The organism is Caulobacter sp. P1_D6 (assembly GCF_056406095.1).
Genome location: NZ_JBFUAW010000011.1, coordinates 81,595 through 95,623, shown reverse-complemented (window position 1 = coordinate 95,623; position 14,029 = coordinate 81,595). Strand labels below are relative to the sequence as shown.

Below are 14,029 nucleotides of genomic sequence, written 5' to 3'. Positions count from 1 at the left end.
GGTGTTCGGCGCGGCTTGGGCCGGCGGCGCGGCCGCCGCCGAGACGCCGTTCTTCCAGCGCCACGAGCAACACGTCGGCATCCAGCTCTACAGCCTGGGGCCGGACCTGGCCAAGGCGCTGGACGCTCAACTGGCCACGGTCGCCAAGATCGGCTTCAAGTCGGTGGAGCTGGCCGGCTATCTGGGCCGCACGCCGGCCGAGCTGCGCGCCGCTTTCGACCGCGCGGGCCTGATCTGTCCCAGCGCCCACATCTCGCCCAAGGGCGCCAACGGCTTCAGCGGCGACCTGGCCAAGCTGGCCGACGAACTGCACGTGATCGGCGTGAAGTCGGCGATCATGCCGATCCTCTACATCCCCGACCGTCTGGGCGGCGCCGACCTGCGCCAGGCCGGCGGCCAGATGACGGCCGACGACTGGAAGTGGAACGCCGATTTCCTTAACGAAAAGGCCGCCGTGCTGAAGAAATCCGGCATCGTCACCGGCTACCACAACCACAATTTCGAGTTCGCGCCCCTAAGCGACGGCAAGGGGGGAGACGCCACGGGCATGGAGATCCTGCTGAAGGGCACGGATCCGAGCCTGGTCACCTTCGAGATGGACGTCGGTTGGGTCACGGCCGCCGGCCAGGATCCGTTCGCGCTGCTGAAGGCGCATCCTGGCCGCTTCACCCAGATGCACGTCAAGGACATCAAACCGACCACCAAGGCCAATTTCGAGTTGCGGCAGGACCCGACCGAGGTCGGCAGCGGCATGATCGACTGGAAGAAGCTTCTGCCCGCCGCCTATGACGCCGGGATTCGGGGCTTCTACTACGAGCAGGAGCCGCCGTTCGCCCATGCACGGCTGGAGTCGGCCAAGATCAGCTTCGACTACCTCGCCAAGGTCGTCGCCTGATGCCTCTGCGAATGGCCATGGTCGGCGGCGGTCCCGGTTCGTTCATCGGGCCGGTGCATCGCATGGCCGCCGAGCTGGACGGCCGCATCCGGCTGGTCGCCGGCGTGTTCAGCCGCGACCCGGCCAAGAACGCCCAGGCGGCCGCCGATTGGGGCGTGGCGCCCGACCGGGTCTATCGGGACCATCACGCGATGATCGCCGCCGAACGGGCGCGACCCGACGGTGCCGAGCTGGTGTCCGTGGTGACGCCCAACCACCTGCACTTCGATATCGCGGCCGCCGCCCTGCGCGGGGGGCTGCACGTGATCAGCGACAAGCCCGCGACCCTGAACCTCGCCCAAGCTCAGGAGTTGGCCAGCGTCGTCGCGGCGTCCGGCAAGCTCTACGGCCTGACCTATACCTATACAGGCTATCCGATGGTCCGCGAGGCGCGCCAGATCGTGGCGCGCGGCGACCTGGGCGCCGTGCGCAAGGTCGTGGTCGAATATTCCCAAGGCTGGCTGTCCAAGCCGCTGGAACGCGACGGCGGCAACAAGCAGGCCAGCTGGCGCGCCGATCCCGCGCAGTCAGGCGTGGGCGGCTGCATCGGCGACATCGGCGTGCACGCCTTCAACATCGCCGAGTTCGTGACGGGCCGCCGCGTCGAGCGCCTGTGCGCCGACGTCGCCGCCGTCGTGTCGGGGCGTGGCCTGGACGACGACTGCAATGTGCTGTTGCGGTTCGCGGGCGGGGCGAGAGGCGTGCTGATCGCTTCGCAGATCTCGGCGGGCGCCCGCAACGGGCTGAGACTCAGCGTCTATGGCGAGACCGGCGGCCTGACCTGGTCGCACGAGCGGCCCAACGAGCTGACCCTGGACTGGCTGGACGGGCCAAGCCAGGTGCTGCACGCCGGCTCGGCCTATCTGGGCGCGGGCGCCCGCGCGGTCACGCGTCTGCCGACGGGCCACCCGGAGGGCTTCATCGAGGCCTTCGCCAACATCTATCGCGACTTCGCCGACGCCATCGACGGGCAGGACGGCGGGCTCGTGCCCGATATCGCCGAGGGCGTGCGCGGCATGGCCTTCGTCGAACACGCCGTGGCCGCCAGCCGGGCCGACGCCGGCTGGGTGGCGCTGCAAGGAGAGGGGCGATGAAGACGCTCAAGGGACCGGCCATCTTCCTGGCTCAGTTCATCGGCGCAGAGCCGCCGTTCGACAAACTGGAGACCATGGCCGCCTGGGTCGCCGATCTGGGCTATGTCGGCGTGCAGATGCCCACCGGCGGGGCGGACTCGTTCTTCGATCTGGCCCTGGCCGCCGAAAGCCAGACCTATTGCGACGATATCGCCGGGATGCTGGCCGGCCACGGCCTGCAGATCACCGAGCTGTCGACCCACCTGCAGGGCCAACTGGTCGCCGTCCATCCCGCCTATGACGAGTTGTTCGACGGCTTCGCGCCGCCGGAACTGCGCGGCAAGCCCAAGGAACGCCAGGCTTGGGCCGTGGAGCAGGTGAAAGCCGCCGCCGTCGCCAGCCGGCGCCTGGGCCTGAACGCCCACGCCACCTTCTCCGGCGCCCTGGCCTGGCCGTATTTCTACCCCTGGCCGCAGCGGCCCGCGGGCTTGGTCGAGGAGGCCTTCGCCGAGCTCGGCCGTCGCTGGCGTCCGATCCTCGACGCCTTCGACAACGAGGGGGTCGACGTCTGCTACGAGATCCATCCGGGCGAGGACCTGCACGACGGCGCCAGTTTCGAACGCTTCCTGGACGAGGTCGGCGGCCACGCGCGGGCCAACATCCTCTACGACCCCAGCCACTTCGTGCTGCAGCAGTTGGACTACCTGGGCTACATCGACCGCTATCACGAGCGGATCCGCGCCTTCCACGTCAAGGATGCAGAGTTCCGGCCGTCGGCCCAGTCGGGCGTTTATGGCGGCTATCAGGGATGGGCCGAACGCCCGGGCCGCTTCCGGTCGCTGGGCGATGGCCAGGTGGACTTCAAGGCGATCTTTTCCAAGCTGGCCCAGTACGACTATCCCGGCTGGGCGGTGCTGGAATGGGAATGCGCCCTGAAGCATCCTGAACAGGGCGCCCGCGAAGGCGCGCCGTTCATCCGCGACCACATCATCCGGGTCACCGACAAGGCCTTCGACGATTTCGCCGGCAGCGCGCCCGACGCCGGCCGCAATCGGCGCCTGCTGGGGCTCTAGAGTCGCCGCCAAACCTCTGACGGAGTTCTGTCGATGAAGTTCCCGTTTAGGCTCGCTCCCATTCTGGCCGGGGCCCTCGTAGCCGGGACGGCGGCCAGCGCCGTCGCCGCGCCGCCGACGGGCCAGCAGGTGTTCGAACAGCGTTGCTCGGTCTGCCACTCGGTTCAGCCCGCGCCCGGCAAGATGGGACCGCCCCTGGCCGGTGTGGCCGGCCGCAAGGCGGGCACGGGCGCCGGCTACGCCTACAGCGCCGGGCTGAAGGCCTCGAACATCACCTGGACGCCCGACACGCTGGACGCCTTCCTGAAGGCGCCGGCGAAGGCGGTTCCCGGGACCAAGATGCTGCTGGGCGCGCCCGATGCGGCGCAGCGGGCCGCCGTGATCGAATACTTGGGCTCGCTGAAGAAGTAGCGCCGACCCCGTGCCATCCTGGGAGCCTACGCCAGGCTTCCGGGGTGACACGGCCGGACGTCTAGCGCGCCGTCAGTTCTTGGATCTCGATGTCCTTGAACTCGATCGAATAGCCCTCGCTCTGCAAGGCGATATAGCCCTCCGTAACGGGCTGAGCGCCGCGCGCGAGGATGTAGGGCTTGGCCCCGCCTGCGACGGTGTCTTCGGGATCGAGCGTCAGCCCGGCGTACCGGTGGACGACCGCGCCGTTGATCTTCTGAAGCACCTCGCCGCTGGGCAGGACATCCAGCTCGACCTTGGTCCAGGTCCCGTTGGGGATCGTCGGCGCATCGGCCGGCGGCGTGCAGTGCTCCTTGGCCTTGACCCCGTCGAAGGTGATGGTGATCCCGGGGGTGCACACCGAGCCGGTGGGGCGGGGCGCATCGCCGTCCTTGCCCAGCAGCTGGAATTCGACGGAGACCGGGAAGGACTGGTCCACGGTCATGCTCTCCGGGCTCTGGCTGTGGAACATGATCCCGCTGTTGCTGCGCGCCCAGGCGGGCGTGTCCGGGAGGCCAGCGTCCAGGAAACGGTAGGAAAGGCGCAGGCGGTAGGCCTTGAACGGCGTCTTGTAGAACAGGTGGCCGAACTGACCGTCCAGCTTGTCGTAGCCGGCGTAAGACACCCGGATCGCGCCGTGGTCGGCCACGAAGGTCTGGCGATAGTTCTCGCCGGCCGGATGCTTGGCGATCTTGGGGATCCAGCCGTCCAAGGTCCTTCCGTCGAAGAGCGGTCGCCACGGTCCTGCCTTGGGCTCCTCGGCGTTCGCCGGCGCGCAGAGGCCGGCCGCCAGACAGCTGAACACGACGGCTAGGCCAGAAAGGCGGCTGGCCCGCTTAGCGCCAACTACAACGGACTGATCAGGCTTGGTCATGGGCTTTCGTCGTCCTCCCTCTGCGTCGGCGATTAGGGTCGAAATACCGAGCTTTCTTGCAATGTAACCCATTTCATGGAAGCCTCCAGGCAACAATGAAAGGTTCGCCGAGGTCAGCGCGTCACGCCGTCAGGCAGTGGGCGCGGCGCTCTCAGGCGTGTCGAGCGGGGAGTAAACATGGCCAACCTCAACGGTCGCGCGCGCCTTGAAAACACCTACGACGCGATCGTCGTCGGCAGCGGCATAACCGGCGGTTGGGCGGCCAAGGAGCTGACCCAGAAGGGCCTCAAGACCCTGGTGCTCGAGCGTGGCCCGATGGTGCGCCATCTGGAGGATTATCCCACCGCGACCACCGATCCTTGGCAGGCGAAATATCCGCAAGGCCAACTGCCGCCCGAGGAGCTGAACGCGCACTACGCCGTCCAGAAGCGCACCGGCTACACCCTGACGGAACACACCAAGCACTTCTTCGTCCGCGACGACCAGAACCCCTACACCGAGGAAAGCCGCTACGACTGGATCCGCGGCTATCATGTGGGCGGGCGCTCGCTGACCTGGGGCCGCCAGAGCTATCGACACAGTCCGATCGACTTCGAAGCCAACGCCCGCGAGGGGATCGGCGTCGACTGGCCGGTCCGCTACGAAGAACTGGCGCCTTGGTACGACTATGTCGAGCGCTTCATCGGCGTCTCGGGTCAGTCTGAGGGCCTGGCCCAGCTTCCCGATGGCCAGTACCAGCCGCCGATGGCGATGAACTGCGTCGAGAAGGCCTTCAAGGCCAAGTCCGAGGCGCGCTTTCCCGAGCGACGGGTCACCATCGGCCGGACCGCGCACCTGACCGAACCGACCGAGGAGCAACTCAGCCTGGGTCGGACCAAGTGCCAGTATCGCAACCTGTGCATCCGCGGTTGCCCGTTTGGCGCCTACTACAGCTCCAACTCCGGCGGGCTGGTGGCGGCCGAGCGCACCGGCAACCTCGTGATCCGCCCGGGCTCGATCGTCACCTCGCTGATCTATGACGAGAAGGCGGGCAAGGCGAGCGGCGTGCGGATTCTCGACGCCACGACGCGTCAGGAAGAAGAGTTCTACGCCGACGTCGTGTTCCTGTGCGCCTCGGCCTTCAACTCGGCCTGGATCATGCTCAACTCGACCAGTTCTCGCTTCCCCAACGGGTTTGGCAACGCCAGCGATCAACTGGGCCGCAACGTTATGGACCACCACCTGGGCGTCGGGGCCAGCGGGGAGGCGCCCGAGTTCGCCGACACGTACTATTCGGGCCGCCGCCCGAACGGCATCTACGTGCCGCGCTTCCGTAATCTCGGCGACGCCGCGACCCAACGCAGCGACTATCTTCGCGGCTTTGGCTACCAGGGCGGCGCCTTCCGGCCCGGCTGGGATCGCGACCTGGTCAAGCCGGGCGCCACGCCCGCACCCCGAGGTTTCGGCGCCGAGCGCAAGGCCGCGCTCAGCCAGCCGGGGCCATGGGTCATGGGTCTGGGCGGGTTCGGCGAGATCCTGCCCTATGCCGACAATCGCATCACCCTGAACCATGAGGTCAAAGACCAGTTCGGACTGCCGACCTTGTCGATGAACGTCACGATCCGCGAGAATGAGATCGCGATGCGCCGCGACATGCAGACAGCCGCCGCAGAGATGCTGGAGGCGGCGGGCTTCAAAAATGTGCAGGGCCGCGACAGCGGCTATGCGCCGGGTCTGGGCATCCACGAGATGGGCACCGCGCGCATGGGCCGGAATCCGAAGACCTCGGTGCTCAACGCCCACAACCAGGTCCACGAGTGCAAGAACGTCTATGTCACCGACGGCGCGGCGATGACCTCGGCCTCCTGCGTGAACCCGTCCCTGACCTACATGGCGCTGACCGCCCGGGCCTGCGACCACGCCGTCCAGGCGCGCAAGAGGGGAGAGCTCTGATGCTGAACCGACGCGACGCGATACGCGGCCTGACCCTGACGATCGGTGTCGCGGCGACCGGCTGGGCCGGACACGCGGCGGCGGCTCAAACGCTGACCTGGACGCCCCAGGCGCTGACGGCGGACCAGGCGCGCCTGGTGGACGTGGTGGCGGAACTGATCATCCCCGCCACGGACACGCCGGGCGCCCGGGAAGCTGGCGTGCCGCAGTTCATCGACCGCGCCCTGGCCAACTATTGCGGCAAGGCCCAGGCCGAACGCCTGCGGGGCGGATTGGCGCGCATGGACGCCGACGCCCGCGCCGCCCATGGCGCGGCCTTCGTCGCGCTGACGCCGCAGCAGCAGGTCGAACTCTTGACCGTCTATGATCGTGAAGCCTCCGCCGTTCGGAACCAAACGCCCGATGACGCCCATTTCTTCGTGGTCCTGGAGGACCTGGTGACCGTCGGTTATTTCACCTCCGAGCCCGGCGCGACGCTGGCGTTGCGTTATGACCCGGTGCCAGGCGCCTATGACGGGTGCGTGCCGCTTTCACAGCTTGGTCGTGGCTGGGCGACGAGGTAGCGACAGGTGGCCAGGCCCATGCAGCCCTTCAATCGTCGCGTCCTGGTATCTGGCGGTCTGGGCGCCAGCCTTGGCGCCGGCGTCTCGAATGCTGGCCCAATCGCCCTGGACGCCGCATCGCCAGGAGCGCCCGCCATAATTCACCAGGTCTTCTTCTGGCTTAAGAACCCAGGATCGAAAACAGATCGAGATCAATTGATTATCGGTTTGAACAGTCTTCGCACCATTGAAATCATACAGCAATTTTACATTGGCGTTCCAGCTTCAACCGAAAGGCGGGAGGTTGTGGACGTCAGCTACGACGTTTCCGAGCTGATGTTCTTCAAAAGCGTGGAAGACCAAAAACTCTATCAAGATCATCCGGTCCACCTCAGGTTCGTCGAGGGGTACGCGCATCTCTGGAAAAGAGTCCTGGTTTACGACTCCAGCTCGGTCTGACCGCCGGCCGTCGACCCGCATCCGGCCGGCGACCACACGTTGGTCATCGGCCATGTGGAGCATCTGAGCGATCGCCGGGCCACGCCGCTGGTCTATTTCGCCGGACGTTACGAGCGGATCGGCGCGACGTTCTCCGCGTGTGTGGAGGGGAGGGGGCGTGATCCGGCCAGCGCGACCCAGCAAATGAAGCGCGAGACCGATGCGATCATCGGCGCTCTTCGCGCCGAGCTCTCGGAACGTCCGCCGCGTCGCAAAGACCCGGCACTAGCGGCCGGTGACCCGGCGCGTCCACTCCTCCGGCTACTGGTTCTTGAACTTGTCCCAGTGTTCGAAATCGAAGGTCGGCTTCAGGGCGGCGTGGCGGACCTCGAAGACCAGGGTGTCGCGGGCCGGCTCGCCCTGGTCGCGGGTGGTCGTCACGACCGCCGTGTGCAGGCCATCGGACAGGTCGGCGGGCAGGTCATAGCGCCAGATGTGCGGCGAATGGTCGGCGCGCGAACCGCGCGGCTGCGGCGGCATCGGCGGCAGGCGCTTCTGGCGGCCCTGGACATAGCCCTGGGTTTCCGGATCGCCCGAGCGGCTCTGGATCGCGGTCCGGGCCATGGTCAGCTGGCGCTGCAGGGTGAAGGGATCTGAATAGGCCGAACCGCTGCGGATTCCCTCGCCGCGCATCTCCTGGGTGCGGCTCATGGGGGCCGGGGCGGCGCCGTCGACCGAGACCATGACCTTGGTGGTGCTGTCGCCCATCCAGACGTCGGCGGTGATCCAGCTCTGGCCTTCCAGGTCGGCCTTGTTCAGCAGCTTCACGTCCGGCAGGTCCTGGACGCTGAGCGGCGGCACGGGATCGCGGGTCTCCTCCGGCGCGTCGCGCCAGGCGAAGATCTTGTCGGCCCAGTCGCGGAAGCGGGGGGTGCTGACCGACAGCCACATGGCGCGCTCGCGCGGCAGGCCGCTGGCGCGGTAGTCCAGGGTGTAGGCGGTCCCGTCGACGGCGAAGTCGACATAGCCGCGCGGCGAGCCGTCGCCCTGCAGGCTCATGGGCGTGCCGTCGATGTCGTAGTCGCCGCCCCACCAGTCGCCCGCGACGGCGCCGGCCACCAGGTGGCGGAACGGGATGGTCGAGACCCCGACCGTGGCTTTCCAGCCGGCCATCGAGTCGCCCGCGGCCATGTTCTCCAAGGTGTGGCTGTGCCCGGTGAGCGACAGGGCCGGGCGGCCCTTCACCAGGGCGTAGAGCTCGCCCATGTTGTCGGTCTGGTGCGGCTGGGACTCGCTGTTGTCGAAGCCGACGAACGGAATGTGGGCGGCGAACACCACCAGTTTGGCCGGATCGGTGGTCTTCAGCACGTTGGCGATGAAGGTCATCTGATCGGGCAGCAGGCGGCCGTTGTAGGTCTTCCAGTACTGCTTGCAGAACGGCCGCTCGCGGGCCTCGCGCGGATCCTCGCCGCAGGGGAACGAGACGTTGTCCAGCACGATGAACACCGTCTGGCCCATCTCGAACGCATAGTTGTTGGGGCCGTACAGGCGACGCCAGGTGTCGGAGCTGTCGACGTCGTGGTCGGCGTCGTGGTCGTAGTCGTGATTGCCCTGCACCCACCACTGCGGAACGCCGACCGCGCCCATCACCTCGGCGGTGCGGGGGATCAGGTGCAGGTCGTCGCTGACGATGTCGCCCAGCGCCAACAGGCAGGCGGGCTTGGTCTTGGCGTTGAGCAGCTCCCTGACCAGGGAGTCGCGCACATAGCCGACTTCGATGTTGGAAGCGGGCTGGACGTCGCCCAGGACCGCGCACTCGAAGCGCGCGCCGGCGTCGGCGCGGATGCCGGTTGGGATGATCGGGAAATTGATCGCCGAGGGCAGGGGCCCCGTCGGGGGCAGGCCGCCATAGCGCAGCGCCTTGGGCGAGCCCGCCGGCTTGTGCTGGTAGGCGAACTGCGGAACCCAGCGATGGTCCGTGGGCACGCGCCAGCCGCTGGGCTGGATCACGAACACCGCCATGTCGCTTCGAGCCGGCAGGGCGTAGCGGCCCTGGGCGTCGGTCAGGACGACCTCGCGTCCGTTCGAGACCTTCACGCCGGGCACGCCGTGTTCGCCCGCGTCCAGCCGGCCGTCATGGTTGGCGTCGTCGAACACGGCGCCCGCGATCGTCGCGCTGTCGGAGCGCGCCTCCCTCCGCACGTCGACCTGCGCGAAGTAGGGCGTGTTCGCGCCCTCAGACGCCGGAACCGTCGCGGCCGTCGCGGCGCCGGCGCAACCGCAGGCGATCGCCGCCCATAGCATCATGATCGGCAGAGGGGTCTTGGTCACGGTGGCGTCCTTCTTGACGACGTTCGCAGGTCTGTCTGGCCTAAGTCCAAAACACCCTGATGAAACCCACACGGAAAGACGTTCGTCCCGCCGTTGATGGGCTTCTGTGTGGATTTGGCGGCGTTTTCGTTCAAATCCCCCACACAACACAAGCGAACTTCTCGTGACATCCACACAAAATCAACAAATGTCACGCAATATCCACAAACCACGCTTAAGGGAGATGTCGGCGAGGGGGTGGCGGCCGCGATGGCGGCGCGCGGACGCTCGTTGGGCACAATTTCTCTGGGAGAGTCGGTGTGAGGCATCAATCTGCAGCCAGGGGCCGCTGGCGCGGCGTCATGGCGCTACGGGCGCTGGCCTTGGTCGGCGCGAGCATTCCCGCGGTCGCGCTTATGGCGACGCCGGCGGTGGCCGACGACTACACCAACGTGCAGGCCTCGGGCCGCGTGCTGGCCGCCGACGGCAAGCCGATCGCCGGCGCGGTGGTCCGGATCACGTCGGAGACCCTGGGCGTGAAGCGCTCGGCGGTGACCAGCGCCACCGGCGCCTATGTGATCCCGCAACTGCCCCCGGGCGCCTATGCGGTGTCGGTGACGGCTGAAGGCTTCGACGCCTATGCCGAGAACGGCGTGCTAATCAGCCGTTCGGGCGCGTCGAACCAGTACACCCTGGCGCCGGTCGGTTCGGTCGAGGCCATCGAGGTCAAGGCCGGCCGCCAGCGCACGCCGGACTTCGAGATCACCACCACGGGCGCGGCCATCGAGATCGGCGAGTTGGCCGAGCGCGTGCCGGTGGGCCGTTCGCTGCGCGACATCGCCCTGATGTCGCCGGGCGTGGTCCAGGGCTCGTCGTCGGCCAACGGAACCTTCGCCAACCAGATCTCGATCTCGGGCGCCAGCTTCATCGAGAACGCCTTCTTCGTGAACGGCCTGAACATCACCAACTTCCGCATGGGCCTGCTGCCCGTCGAGGTGCCGTTCGACTTCTACAAGTCGGTCGAGGTGAAGACCGGCGGCTATCCGGCCGAGTTCGGCCGCTCGACCGGCGGCTTCGTCAACGCCATCACCAAGTCGGGCACCAACGAGTTCCACGGCGGCGTGACCGCGACCTGGGAGCCGGGCGACCTGCGCGACAGCGCGCCCAACACCTTCCGCAACAATTTCGAGGACTACACGGTCAGCCGCGAGGAGTGGGTGGCCGAACTTGGCGGGCCGATCATCAAGGACCGTCTGTTCTTCTACGGCCTCTACAACCAGCGCAAGCTCAAGAGCTTCAGCCCGTCGGCCAGCCAGGACAACGCCACCCGCAGCACCGACGACGCGCCGTTCTGGGGCGGCAAGCTGGACGGCTGGCTGACCGACAAGCAGCACCTTGAGTTCACCTATTTCGACACCACCAAGGACGTCCAGAACCGCAGCCTGAACTACAACCGCGCCACCAAGGAAGTCGGGGCGGAAACGGGTGGCACCAACCAGCGCTCTGGCGGCGAGAACTACATCGCCCGCTACACCGGCACCTTCACGCCCTGGTTCACCCTGTCGGCGGCCTATGGCGTCAACAAGTTCCGCGACGGCCAGCTGCCGCTGGACACGACCCACGAGCGGGTCATCGACTACCGGACCAATTCCGCCGGCGTCGACATCGGCGTCAACAAGGTGACCGACGCGATGTCGTTCAACGACGACGAGCGGACCTTCTATCGCGCCGACGCCGACTTCAACTTCAACCTCCTGGGCGCCCACCACCTGCGGATCGGCTATGACCACGAGGAGAATACGGCCACCCAGAACTTCGAGACGATCGGCTCGGGCTTCCTGAAGATCTTCCGCGCCACCGGCACGGACCAGACCGGCCTGCCGAACGGCACGGACTATGTGACCACGCGCGTCTACCGCAACAGCGGCTCGTTCGGCACGGTCAACCAAGCCTTCTACGCGGAAGACCAGTGGACCCTGTTCGACGATCGCCTGCAGCTGGAGCTGGGCGTTCGCAACGACCGGTTCGACAACCGCAACGCCGACGGCTCGACCTTCTACGATCCGGGCAATCAGTGGGCGCCGCGCATCGCGGTGTCGGGCGACCCCTTCGGCGACGGCAAGTCCAAGCTCTACGGCTTCTTCGGCCGCTACTACCTGCCGCTGCCCAGCGACCTGTCGCTGAAGTTCGCCGGCTCGCTGGTGACCTATACCCGCTACAACCTGCTCACCAGCGTGGCGGCCGACGGCACGCCGGGCCTGGGCGCGCCGGTCACCACGGTGGCGGGCATGGCGCCGTGCCCCGACACCGGGACGCCCAACTGCCTGGTCTCGGCCTCGGGCCTGGTGGCCGACACCGCCGAGTCCATCGCCCATAACCTCAAGCCCCAGTCGGCCGACGAGTTCGTGCTGGGCTACGAGCGGCGCTTCGGCGACCTGATCAAGGTGGGGGCCTATTTCACCCACCGCGAGCTGAACAACATCGTCGAGGACGTGGCCATCGACACCGGCGCGCGCGCCTACTGCGTGAAGGCCGGCTTCACCGCGGCCCAATGCCAGTCCAGCTTCGGCGGCGGTCGCCAGTGGGTGATCGTCAATCCGGGCGAGGACGTGAAGATTCGCCTGAACAGCCTGCCGGACGGCTCCAAGCCGATCGTCACGCTGTCGGCCGCGGACCTGACCTATCCGCACCCCAAGCGCGACTACAACGCCCTGACGGCCACCTTCGATCGGGCCTTCGACGGCAAGTGGTCGCTGTCGGGCTCCTACACCTGGGCCGACCTGAAGGGGAACTACGAGGGCGGCGTGCGCTCGGAGAACGGCCAGCTGGCCATCAACACCACGGCCGACTTCGACTCGCCGGGCTTCCTGAACGGCGCCGACGGCTACTTGCCCAACCATCGCCGCCACACCCTCAAGGGCTACGGCAGCTACGAGGTCAACAAGTGGCTGACCCTGGGCGGCAACGGCTCGATCCAGTCGCCACGCAAGTACAGCTGCATCGGCATCGTGCCCAACGCTGTGGACCCGGTCGCCTTCGGCTACCAGGGCTACGGCTTCTACTGCCAGGGCAAGGTGGTTGATCGTGGTTCGGCCTTCGAGGGCGATTGGGTCACGCAGTTCAACGCAAGCGCGGTGGTGACCCTGCCCACCCCGGGCGACCGCTTCGACGCCTCGCTGCGGCTGGACGTGTTCAACCTGTTCAACGCGGCGGGGGGACCCTTCTTGCTTAGGGACTCAGGCCATAGTGTCGCGCGACTCCGGTCGACGACTCCCCGGTCGGCGACCGACAACAACGGATCGATGATGCTGAAGCGGTACGATCGTCAGCGCGACATACTGAACCTGCTCGAGCCCAACCAGACCCGGGCCATCGCCGACATAGCCAAGGCGCTGTCGGTGTCGGAGGAGACGATCCGGCGCGAGCTCCGCGTGATGGAGGAGGCCGGCACGATCGTGCGCCTGCACGGCGCCGTCCGGTTGCCGCCGCAGGAGATCGAGGGACCCTTCGATCTGCGCATGCAGACGAATATCGCGGCCAAGACCCGCATCGCCGAGGCGGTGGTCAAGTTCATCTCGGACGGCGACACCCTGTTCCTCGACAGCGGCTCGACTTCCTGCTTCGTGGCCAAGGCGCTGAGCGAGCATCGCCAACTGAAGATCATCACCAATTCGCTGGCCGTGGCCCAGGCGATCCGCAAGGACAAGGGCCACACTCTTTTCCTGGCGGGCGGCGAGCTGAACGCCGCCTATCAGTCCTTCTCCGACCGCCACGCCCAGGAGTTCGTCGGCGGCTTCCGGCCCAGCCTGTCGATCCTGACCGTGGGCGCCGTGCACCCCGAGCATGGCCTGATGGACCACTCGCCCAGCGAGGCGATCATGAGCCGCATCGCCTACGCCACGGCCAGCCGTGTCCTGCTGGCTGTCGATCAGGGCAAGTTCGGGCGGATCGGGCTGGTGCATACCGCCTCGACCAAGGATGTGGACATTCTTGTCACCGACGCGCCGTTGGCCCCGGCGTTCCGGGAAGCCTTCTCCCACGCCGAGGTGGTGGTCGCCTGAAGGGACCGCGCGGGAGCCGTTTCGACCGACGCCGCTTTCACGCTGTCGGTTTCCATGGGCCGGCAAGCCCGCCTTTATGGCGCCCTTACGCGCCGCCCCTGACTCCTGAATAGAGCCCTTACGCCGGCTCGTGGCCTTTTCCGCTCAGCTTAGCGGGAGGCCTTTCATGGCTGATCTGATGTTTCTGGCGCTGGGGGTGGGGCTGTTCGTGGCCTTCGCCGCCTTCGCCATGGGTTTGAGGCGCGTTTGACCATGCTGGTGAACGTGCTCTGGGGCGCCGGGGCGATCGTCGTCGCGGTCTACATGGTCGCGGCGATGCTGCGGCCCGACAAGTTCTGACGG

The 14,029-nt window shown here is 67.2% G+C and carries 10 protein-coding genes and 1 pseudogene; 9 read left to right on the top strand and 2 right to left on the bottom strand.

What is annotated here, in order from left to right; translation table 11 throughout:
• Nucleotide 1: 1 nt before the first annotated feature.
• Genes AC1DYP_RS08025 through AC1DYP_RS08010 form a run of 4 tightly spaced genes read left to right on the top strand, consistent with a single transcriptional unit; the run spans nucleotide 2 to nucleotide 3,491 of the window.
• Complete coding sequence (locus AC1DYP_RS08025) at nucleotides 2-895, top strand: sugar phosphate isomerase/epimerase family protein (RefSeq protein ID WP_477045893.1); 894 nt, start codon at nucleotides 2-4, stop codon at nucleotides 893-895.
• Nucleotides 895-2,028: a Gfo/Idh/MocA family protein gene (locus AC1DYP_RS08020; protein WP_477045892.1), complete on the top strand. Its 1,134-nt coding sequence runs from the start codon at nucleotides 895-897 to the stop codon at nucleotides 2,026-2,028. Before AC1DYP_RS08025 ends, AC1DYP_RS08020 begins: the two co-directional genes overlap by 1 nt.
• Nucleotides 2,025-3,080, top strand: a complete 1,056-nt coding sequence (locus tag AC1DYP_RS08015) for a sugar phosphate isomerase/epimerase family protein (RefSeq protein WP_477045891.1) — start codon at nucleotides 2,025-2,027, stop codon at nucleotides 3,078-3,080. The genes AC1DYP_RS08020 and AC1DYP_RS08015 overlap by 4 nt, the downstream gene beginning before the upstream one ends.
• 33 nt (nucleotides 3,081-3,113) lie before the next feature.
• A complete protein-coding gene (locus tag AC1DYP_RS08010; RefSeq protein WP_477045890.1) occupies nucleotides 3,114-3,491 on the top strand; it encodes a c-type cytochrome in 378 nt (125 codons plus the stop codon).
• 61 nt (nucleotides 3,492-3,552) lie between these two features.
• On the opposite strand, the pseudogene AC1DYP_RS08005 reads toward AC1DYP_RS08010, so the two are convergent.
• Nucleotides 3,553-4,323: pseudogene (locus AC1DYP_RS08005) on the bottom strand (3-keto-disaccharide hydrolase); the annotation flags it as partial.
• A gap of 258 nt (nucleotides 4,324-4,581) precedes the next feature.
• Between AC1DYP_RS08005 and AC1DYP_RS08000 the strand changes: the two are divergent.
• From AC1DYP_RS08000 to AC1DYP_RS07990, 3 genes are read left to right on the top strand one after another with little or no spacing between them, the layout of a single operon-like run.
• The gene (locus AC1DYP_RS08000; RefSeq protein ID WP_477045889.1) at nucleotides 4,582-6,336 is read left to right on the top strand and encodes a GMC oxidoreductase; all 1,755 of its coding nucleotides are present in this window, start codon (nucleotides 4,582-4,584) and stop codon (nucleotides 6,334-6,336) included.
• Nucleotides 6,336-6,899 (top strand): gluconate 2-dehydrogenase subunit 3 family protein, encoded by a 564-nt coding sequence (locus AC1DYP_RS07995; protein WP_477045888.1) that lies wholly within the window; start codon nucleotides 6,336-6,338, stop codon nucleotides 6,897-6,899. The genes AC1DYP_RS08000 and AC1DYP_RS07995 overlap by 1 nt, the downstream gene beginning before the upstream one ends.
• 18 nt (nucleotides 6,900-6,917) lie before the next feature.
• The gene (locus AC1DYP_RS07990) at nucleotides 6,918-7,337 is read left to right on the top strand and encodes a Dabb family protein (RefSeq protein ID WP_477045887.1); all 420 of its coding nucleotides are present in this window, start codon (nucleotides 6,918-6,920) and stop codon (nucleotides 7,335-7,337) included.
• Between the two features lie 300 nt (nucleotides 7,338-7,637).
• Here AC1DYP_RS07990 and AC1DYP_RS07985 read toward each other — a convergent pair whose 3' ends face one another.
• Nucleotides 7,638-9,647, bottom strand: a complete 2,010-nt coding sequence (locus tag AC1DYP_RS07985) for a calcineurin-like phosphoesterase C-terminal domain-containing protein (protein ID WP_477045886.1) — start codon at nucleotides 9,645-9,647, stop codon at nucleotides 7,638-7,640.
• A gap of 341 nt (nucleotides 9,648-9,988) precedes the next feature.
• On the opposite strand from AC1DYP_RS07985, the gene AC1DYP_RS07980 reads away from it, so the two are divergent.
• The gene (locus AC1DYP_RS07980; protein ID WP_477045885.1) at nucleotides 9,989-13,687 is read left to right on the top strand and encodes an outer membrane beta-barrel protein; all 3,699 of its coding nucleotides are present in this window, start codon (nucleotides 9,989-9,991) and stop codon (nucleotides 13,685-13,687) included.
• Nucleotides 13,688-13,933: 246 nt separating this feature from the next.
• Nucleotides 13,934-14,026, top strand: coding sequence for a potassium-transporting ATPase subunit F (locus tag AC1DYP_RS07975; protein WP_477045884.1), 93 nt, complete (start codon nucleotides 13,934-13,936; stop codon nucleotides 14,024-14,026).
• Nucleotides 14,027-14,029: the final 3 nt, after the last annotated feature.